Source organism: Azospira sp. MPR-E4 (assembly GCF_058809645.1).
On the sequence record NZ_JBXAST010000088.1, the window covers coordinates 1 to 7,854 of the forward strand.

Below are 7,854 nucleotides of genomic sequence, written 5' to 3' on the forward strand. Positions count from 1 at the left end.
GATCACGGGCGGGGCGGGCGTCTCCGGCGGGGGCGGCGTCTCGGCCAGCTGCGATGCGCTTTGCGGCCGGGTCGGTGCGGGGGCCGCGGCCGGGGTCTGCAGGCCGTAGCCGGCAAACTTGGCGAAGGCGGCGTTGTCCGTGCGCACGTCGTGCTTGGCGGCCAGCTCCCGGTAGCGCTGCTTCAGTTCGTCCACGGTGGCGGCATCGGCCTGCCAGTAGCCCTGGCGGGCCGCTTCCAGCATGCGTTCGATGGTCTGGGCCAGGGCGTGGGGGTTTTCCTTCTCGAACCAGTCCTTCACTCCCAGGCGGTGCTTGTCGCGCACATAGACGTCCACGAATTCCTGCCACTGGTCGTCCCGCACCACTTCCCGGGCGGTGGCGTTCCAGCCCCAGAAGTTGTTCACGCTGTCCAGCACCTGCAGGGTGCCGGCATAGCCTTCCTGCATCAGGCCCTGGATGTAGCCCGGGTGGAAGTTGCGGGTGGCCAGCTCCTTGGCCAGGAACTGGGCGGCGCCCTCCACCTTGCCGCCGCCGGGGCCGCCGTTGCCAGTCTGGCGCAGGTTGGAGATGTAGAGCTGGGGCGCCTTGCCGTCCAGGTGGCGCACCGCCAGGGCGATGCCCCCCAGGTACTGGAAGGGATCGTCCGTGGTGAGCATGCCGTAGAGGTTGGAAGAGCGGGAAAGCACGGCGCCCTCGGTGCCTTTCAACTGCTCGGCGTAGAGGTTGAGGCCGGCCAGGGCCTTGCCCTTGCCGTCCTTGGCCCCGGCCTGTCCCCATTCCGCCTCGTCCGGGCCGTAGCCGAACTGCATGCGGGAAAGATAGAGCTGGGCCAGCTTGCGGTCGCCCTCGGCCTTGCCTTTCCAGGTGTCCGTGGCCAGCACGGCGTCGTCCAGGCCGGTGCCGTATTTGCCCGACTCGGAGGAGAAGAGGCGGGTCTGGCCGGCCCGCTTGGCGGCTTCCGCGGGGACGCCCCGCTTGACGAGGTCGGCGGCGATGCGGCGGGCGTTGGCAGCCACCGGGTTGTCCGCCTCCTCGGCCTCGGCGGCCAGGCGCACCGCTTCCACCAGCTGCTTCATGGCGTTGGGGAAATGGTCCCGGTAGAGGCCGGTGGCGGAGAGCACCACGTCCACCCGGGGCCGGCCCAGGGCTTCCCGGGAGACCAGCCTGACACCGCTGACCCGGCCGCCGGAATCCCACACCGGCTCCACCCCCAGGGCCCACAGGGCCTGGGCTTCCAGGATGCCCTGGTGGCGCATGGTTTCCACGGACCAGAGGGAGAAGGTGAGCTTGGCGGGCTGCTTGCCGGTCTGCTTGCGGTGCTCGGCCAGCAGGGCCTCCAGGGCTTCCTTGCCGGCGGCCCAGGCCTGGGGCGTGGGGATGCGGGACGGGTCGAAGCCGTAGAGGTTGCGCCCGGTGGGCAGGGCTTCCGGATTTTTCATCGGGTCGCCGCCGTAGGAGGTGGGGATGTAGCGCCCGGCCAGGCCCTGCAGCAGGGCCGCCTGTTCGTTGCCTGCACCCAGGTCGGCATACCAGCGGCGGGCCTGGGCCACGGTTTCGGCCAGGGCGGCGGGGGGCGCTGCCTGGGGCTGGTCCACCAGGTAACGCTTGAGCAGGCGGTAGGGCGCGCTTTCTCTGAGCTTGCGGTAGTCGCCCACCAGGGTCTCGTCCGCCTCCTCGCCGGGGGCTGCGTGGGCCTCCCAGAAGGGCTTGCCCAGCATCAGCAGCACAGTGCCCAGGCGATGCACTTCCGCCGGCGCCCGGCCGAAGGTGTGCAGGCCCAGGGGCTGGGCGGTGCGGGCCAGTTCGTGCAGGTGGTCGTGCAGCTGTTCGACGAAGGCGGGGAATTCCTGCTGCAGGCGCGCTTCACCGTCTGACCCAGCCCAGCCCAGGTCCTTGTCGATGCGCTCCTTTTTCGCCTGGGTCAGCAGGTCGGTCTTGAGCTTTTCCTTCACCGCCCCCTCGTCCTGGGCCAGCCAGGCGTGCAGGGTGTCGTGCAGGCGGGTGAGGGCCTCGTGCAGACCGGCGGGGACGAAGGGCGGGGTCTGGTGGCTGATGATGGTGGCCCGGCCCCGGCGCTTGGCCTGGAGGGATTCGCCGATGTTGTCCACGATGTAGGGGTAGAGCACGGGCGTATCGCCCACCGCCAGCATGGGGGCGTCGCTCACCGCCAGGCCCCGCTCCTTGCCCGGCAGCCATTCCTGGGTGCCGTGGGTGCCGTAGTGGATGAGGGCGTCGGCGCCGAAGCCGCTGCCGTTGGCGCCGCTCTTGGCGCCGCTTTTTTCACCCTCTCCCTGGCGTTCCCGCAGCCACAGGTAGGCGGCCAGGTAGAAGTGGGAGGGCAGGGCCTTGGTGGAGTGGTAGAGGGCCTTTTCCTTCTCTTCCCACTTTTCGCCCCGGGGCGGCTGGGGCATGAACACCACATTGCCCAGCTTGAGGCGGGGCACGATGAACCAGGCCTGGCCGTCCTGGCGCAGCACCATGGCGGATTTTTCCGGCTCGCCCCAGCGTTCCTGCAGGCTGCGCCGCACCGCTTCCGGCTGGGTCGCCAGCCAGCGCTTGTAGACGGCCACCGGCAGGCGTTCGGCCAGGTCGTCCCGCAGCAGGCCCGGCAGTTCGCCGTCCCTGTAATAGGGGGCCAGCAGGCGCTGCAGCAGGGTGGTGAGGGGCTTCTCCGCCACTTCCTCGGTGCGGTAGCCGGCGGCCTTGAGGGCCTGCAGGGTGGCTTCCAGGCTGCGGGGCAGGTTGAGGTAGGAGGCGGAGAGGTTCTTTTCCCCCGGCGGGTAGTTCCAGAACAGCACGCCGACCTTCTTCTCGGCGTTGGCCTTGCGCTGCAGGGCTACCAGCTTCAGGGCCTTGTTCACCACTGCCGATGCCTGGGCGGGGATGCTCACCACCTGGTCGTCGTGCTTGCGGGTGGCGGCGGCGATCTGGATGTCGGTGACGCCGGCGTATTCGGCCTGGGCCAGGTAGAAGGGCACGTCCATGAGGGCGATGCCTTGGGGATCGGCGGCCCAGTCGGCGGCGTCGCCCTTGCGGTAGGGCATGGCCTGGACCACCGGGATGCCCAGGTCGGCAAACTCGCTGCGCCGCCCTTCCGGGTTGAGCATGATCTGGGTGTTGATGAGGGCGTCGGCCACGTTGCGCTCCCCCACCCGCACCAGGCGGCGCACCGCCATGGGGTCCATGACCGGGCTGTAGAAGGGCAGGGCCACGGCGCCGGCGGCCTCGATGCGTTCGATGAGGTCGTTGATGAAGGCGGTCTGCTCGGCGGCGATGTACTGCTGGTGCAGGGCGATGGCGATGACCGGCGGGCGTTTGCCGGGGGCCATGTCTACGCCTGTCTGGACGCCCTTCCAGGCCAGGTAGGCGGCGGCGTCGGCAAACACCAGGCCGGGGGCCTTGGGGTGGTAGACGGCACTCTTGGGGAAGACGATGGGTTCCGGGATGCCCTGGAGGGAACGGCCCGCCAGGTGGGCGGCCAGGGTGCGGAAGAAATTCTCGAAATTGGGCCGACTGCCGTTCACGTAGTAGGCGTGCAGGCGGCGGACCAGGGGCTCGGGCAGGCCGGCCCAGGCAGGCTTGCCTTCGTGCAGCCACAGGTGGGGCGCCTTGAGGCCGGGCAGGGCGGTGGCCAGGCGGGCCTGGACGAAGTCCCGCAGGTGGTCCCGCGGGGCATCGAAAAAGACGGCGCGGTAGCCCTGGAACAGGCGGCCATCCGCGTCCGTGGGCAGCTTCTCGGCGAAGCGGGATTCCAGCCGCAGGCCCTGCCTGGCGGCCAGGTCGGCCAGCAGGCGGAACTTGCCGGGCTGGATGGGGGCGGTGCTGACGAAGAGGATGGCGGGGGCCTGCGCCGCGCCCTGGGCGCTGTTCCCGGCAGCTGGGGCCGCCTGCCCGGCGGCAGCGTGGAGCAGGGCCGGCAGGAATACCAGCAGGGCGCGGAGCAGGGGCGTCATCTTAGAAGTCCGAGCGCAGCGTGGCGAAGATGGTGCGTCCCGTTTCGGCATAACCGAAGTTCGGAGATTTTTCCGCCAGACGTACATCCGTCAGATTGTTGATGCCTACACGCAAGCTAAAGCCCTTGCCCAGCTGTTTGCCGACGCTGCCATTCCAGAGGGTGTAGGCCGGTAGGGGCAAGCCTGCGGTCGTCTGTTTGCCGGTGTATTCCAGCCCGGCACGGACGCTCCAGCCATCGCCGCCCTTCCAGTCCACTCGGGAAGTCAAGGTCTGGTCGGGACGGTCTTCCAGTTTTTTTCCTGTGCTCTTGTCTTTGGTGTCCAACAGAGTTAGCGAGTTGTTCCAGCTCCAGGATTTTGCGAAATCCCAGGTAAAACCGCCTTCGATGCCGCGGATGCGGGCCTTGTCCACGTTGTCGTAAAGGTAGGAGCGACGACCTCCCGAGACGCTGAGTAACTTATAGGTGATCAGGTCTTCAACTTCGGTATTGAACAGGGTGGCCCAGGCGCCCATGGAGCCTTTGCGCCAATCAGCAGAAATCTCGAAGGAGTCGGATTTTTCAGGTTTGATATTGGCGTTGCCCTGGAATGTATGAGGGCCTTCGGCACCAACGTAGCTTGGCGAAATCTGCTTCAAGGTTGGCGCCTTGAAGGCGTGGCCGTAGCCGCCCTTGATAACCCATTCTGGGCTGGCTTCCCAGACGAGATAGAGACGCGGGCTGGTTTCGCTGCCGAAATACTCGTGATGGTCTACCCGCACGCCGCCCGTCAGGGTCAGTTGATGCCCCAGGGGCAGCTCATCCTGTACGAACAGGGCCTTGTGGGTGGCGTCGTCCTTGCCGTTGGTCAATCCGTTATTGCGCAGGGTCTCTTCCCTGAGTTCTCCGCCCAGGGTCAGCATGTGACTACCAAGCTTGATTGTGCCGAAGCCGTCAATGACGCGATCTTGCATGTTCTGCGGTCGGGTGGCGCTGACGCCGTTGGTGCGTGAATTCTGGATGTCTATTTCGCTCTGGTAGGCCCGGACCTGGGTCTTCCAGTCGGCAAACTTGCCTTTCCAGGTCAGGTTGCCTTGGTTGCGTTGGATGCTGTAGGAGTTTCTATAGGGCGTTTCTTTGTATACCGGGGTTCTCGTTATAGAAACATCGTCATAGAAGCGTTGTTCCCGTACCTCGTTCCAGTTGGCTTCCAGACTATGCTGTGGCGTCAGTTGAAAGGTTGCACCGATCCCGACTGAGTCGGATTCCCGTCCTTCTATTTCCGAAGAACGGCGGTCCTCTTTCTTGGCGATTGCACCATTGCGTGCTTTTTCACCGGTGACCCGCAAGGTCAGACGTTCGCCGATGGGGCCGCTGGCGAAAACTGAAGCGTTGTGACCGCCGCCGCCTTCATCTCCCTGTACTTCGGAGCCTGAAATGCTGACAGATCCGATCCAACGGTCCTTGGGCTGGCGGGTGATCAGGTTGATGACACCGCCCAGGGCCTCCGAGCCGTACAGGGTTGACATGGGGCCGCGGATAATTTCAATGCGTTCCACCGCCGACATGGGCAGCCAGCCGTACTGGTAGTCCGAATGACCGACCACATCATCACTGGGGGAAATGCGTCGTCCGTCGATCAGCGTTAGTGTGTGCTTGCCCTCGAGCCCTCGCAGAGCCACAGTCTTGCGACCACTTACCTGGCGAGGGGAGAAGGTTATGCCGGGGGCTCCCCGTACCGCTTCCAGCAGGTCGGTAGCGTTGCGCGTTTCCAGTTCCTCCCTGGAAATAATGGTGACCGAGGCGGGAGCGGTACGGCTGTCCTGTTCCGTCAGGGTGGCGCTGACGACCACTTCCTTCAGTTCGGTGCCATCGGCAGCACTGACCAGGGCGGGATAAAGCAGGGGCAGCAGGGTGACAGCAATACCTGCCAGGGGACGCAGGGGTACTGAATGGGCGGACGCGGGATGTCCCCCGGCGGGGCGGGAAGCAAGGCGCATGATCTCTCCTGATCTTGAGGCGTGGCTTGCTGCCCGGCATGAAAGCCTACCGGTGGCTGGCTACGTGTTGTCGTGGGTGGTACGGAAAAACGGGTCGGGCATCCGCCGCTGCCGCCGGGGGCTCTTCGCTTCGAGGAAAAGGGAGGCGCCAGCGCGGGGCCGGTACCGGGACCTCAAAAAAAGAAGGCTGGCTCGCCCGGGGGCTGGCTGGCGGCAAGAGGGTGATGCGTCGAGGGTGAAACGTTGCTCTTTACTTGGTCAGAATCAGCTTGTTCTCACGGGTCAGGCGGAGCAGGTAGCACTGGCCGCCATGTTCGATGCGGACCGTGTTGTTGCCGCGGAACAGCTGCCGGCTGGCCACCACCGGGGCTTGCCCGGCGGGCGGGTTGTCCACCGTGACGACGGCCAGGGTGGGCTTGAGCTCATCGGCGTGGTTCATGGGTGCCTCCAGGTTGGGTGACGAAACCGAGTTTGACGATGCCGGCCTCCTTCGCTGCCGCCATCACTTCGGCCACGCGCTGGTAGCGCGTTTCCTTGTCGGCGGAGAGATGGACTTCCGGCTGGGGGTTCTGGGCGGCGGCGCCGGAGAAGCGGGCCGCCATCTCATCGGCGTTGATTTCCGTCTTGTTCCAGTACAGCTTGCCCGCCGCATCCAGGGCCACCTGCACGGTGTCCGGCTTGGGGTCCGCCGGGGCGGCGCTGGCCTGGGGCAGGTCCACCTTGATGGCCTGGGTCATCAGGGGGGCGCAGACGATGAAAATGATCAGCAGCACCAGCATCACGTCCACCAGGGGCGTGGTGTTGATGTCGGCCATGGGCTGGGAGGGGCCCGATTCGAATCCGCCGAAAGCCATTTAAGCCACCTCGGCCAGCTTGCGGGCGCCGGCGTTGCCGCGGCCGTGGGGGACCACGGGGGATTCGGCCATGTGGTGGCCGGTGGTGAGGAAGGTGTGCAGGTCGTGGGCGAAGGCGTCCAGGTCGCCGCCGATGACGCGCAGGTTGCGGTTGAAGGTGTTGTAGGCCAGCACCGCGGGAATGGCGACGAAGAGGCCGGCGGCGGTCATGATCAGGGCCTCGCCGACGGGGCCTGCCACCTTGTCCAGGCTGGACTGGCCGGTCATGCCGATGGTGGCCAGGGCGTGGTAGATGCCCCAGACGGTGCCGAACAGGCCGATGAAGGGAGCGGTGGAGCCGATGGAGGCGAGCAGGGTCTGGCCGCCTTCCAGGTGGCTGGTGGTGCGGGCGATGCCCTGGCGCAGGGCCCGGGTCACCAGTTCGCTGGCGGAGAGGTGGGAATCCAGGTGGGGGGCGCTGCCGGAATGGCTTTCAAAGTGGCTGACGGCCTGGCTGCCGCGGCGGGCCAGGTCGGCGAAGGGGGCGGCAGGTTCCAGGCGGTCCAGGCCTTCCTGCAGGGTGGAGGCGTGCCAGAAGCTGTCGATGGCCACCGGGGCGGCGTGGCGCAGGCGCCACAGTTTCCAGCCCTTGCCCAGGATCACGGCCCAGCTGGCGACGGAGAGGACCAGCAGGACGATGGCGATGAAATGGGAGACGGCGTCGCCCTGGGCCCAGAAATGGGAGAAATCGAAATTGGCTTGCATGATGGCTTAGCTTTCCAAACTGAAAGAAACGGGAATGACGACCCAGGAGGCCACGGCTTCGCTGCCCTGGCGGGCGGGCACGAAGCGCCAGCGCTTCACCGCCTCGAGGGCGGCGGCGTCCAGGCGGGGGCTGCCGGAGGTCTGCTTGAGTTCGACGTTGTCCGTGGTGCCGTTGGGCAGCACGTGGGCCCGCAGCCAGACCTTGCCCTGTTCGCCCAGGCGCTTGGAGGCTGGCGGATAGGTGGGCTTGGGGTTCTGCAGGTAGTCGGCGTCGAACTTGGCTTCCACCACGGGCGCCGGGGCGGCCGGTCCGGGGGGCGCGGC

Annotated in this window: 6 protein-coding genes; all 6 read right to left on the reverse strand. The window is 66.7% G+C overall.

What is annotated here, in order from left to right; all coding sequences use genetic code 11:
* On the reverse strand, positions 1–3,954 hold a 3,954-nt coding region (cobN, locus tag AC1RTA_RS16040; RefSeq protein WP_492785305.1), incomplete at its 3' end, for a cobaltochelatase subunit CobN.
* Position 3,955: 1 nt separating this feature from the next.
* A complete protein-coding gene (locus AC1RTA_RS16045; RefSeq protein WP_492785306.1) occupies positions 3,956–5,932 on the reverse strand; it encodes a TonB-dependent receptor plug domain-containing protein in 1,977 nt (658 codons plus the stop codon).
* Between the two features lie 250 nt (positions 5,933–6,182).
* Positions 6,183–6,371 carry a hemin uptake protein HemP gene (gene hemP / locus AC1RTA_RS16050; protein ID WP_014236767.1) on the reverse strand — a complete coding sequence of 63 codons (189 nt, stop codon included), beginning with the start codon at positions 6,369–6,371 and terminating at the stop codon, positions 6,183–6,185.
* The gene (locus AC1RTA_RS16055; RefSeq protein ID WP_492785307.1) at positions 6,355–6,786 is read right to left on the reverse strand and encodes an ExbD/TolR family protein; all 432 of its coding nucleotides are present in this window, start codon (positions 6,784–6,786) and stop codon (positions 6,355–6,357) included. Before AC1RTA_RS16055 ends, hemP begins: the two co-directional genes overlap by 17 nt.
* A complete protein-coding gene (locus AC1RTA_RS16060) occupies positions 6,787–7,530 on the reverse strand; it encodes a MotA/TolQ/ExbB proton channel family protein (RefSeq protein WP_014236769.1) in 744 nt (247 codons plus the stop codon).
* 6 nt (positions 7,531–7,536) lie between these two features.
* Positions 7,537–7,854: energy transducer TonB (locus AC1RTA_RS16065; RefSeq protein ID WP_492785308.1), on the reverse strand; the 318-nt coding region annotated here is incomplete at its 5' end.

Excerpts from the sequence above, each read along its gene's own strand:
- AC1RTA_RS16060 (WP_014236769.1), bottom strand. The coding sequence starts at position 7,530 with ATGCAAGCCAATTTCGATTTCTCCCATTTCTGGGCCCAGGGCGACGCC.
- AC1RTA_RS16045 (WP_492785306.1), bottom strand. The coding sequence starts at position 5,932 with ATGCGCCTTGCTTCCCGCCCCGCCGGGGGACATCCCGCGTCCGCCCAT.
- hemP (WP_014236767.1), bottom strand. The coding sequence starts at position 6,371 with ATGAACCACGCCGATGAGCTCAAGCCCACCCTGGCCGTCGTCACGGTG.
- AC1RTA_RS16055 (WP_492785307.1), bottom strand. The coding sequence starts at position 6,786 with ATGGCTTTCGGCGGATTCGAATCGGGCCCCTCCCAGCCCATGGCCGAC.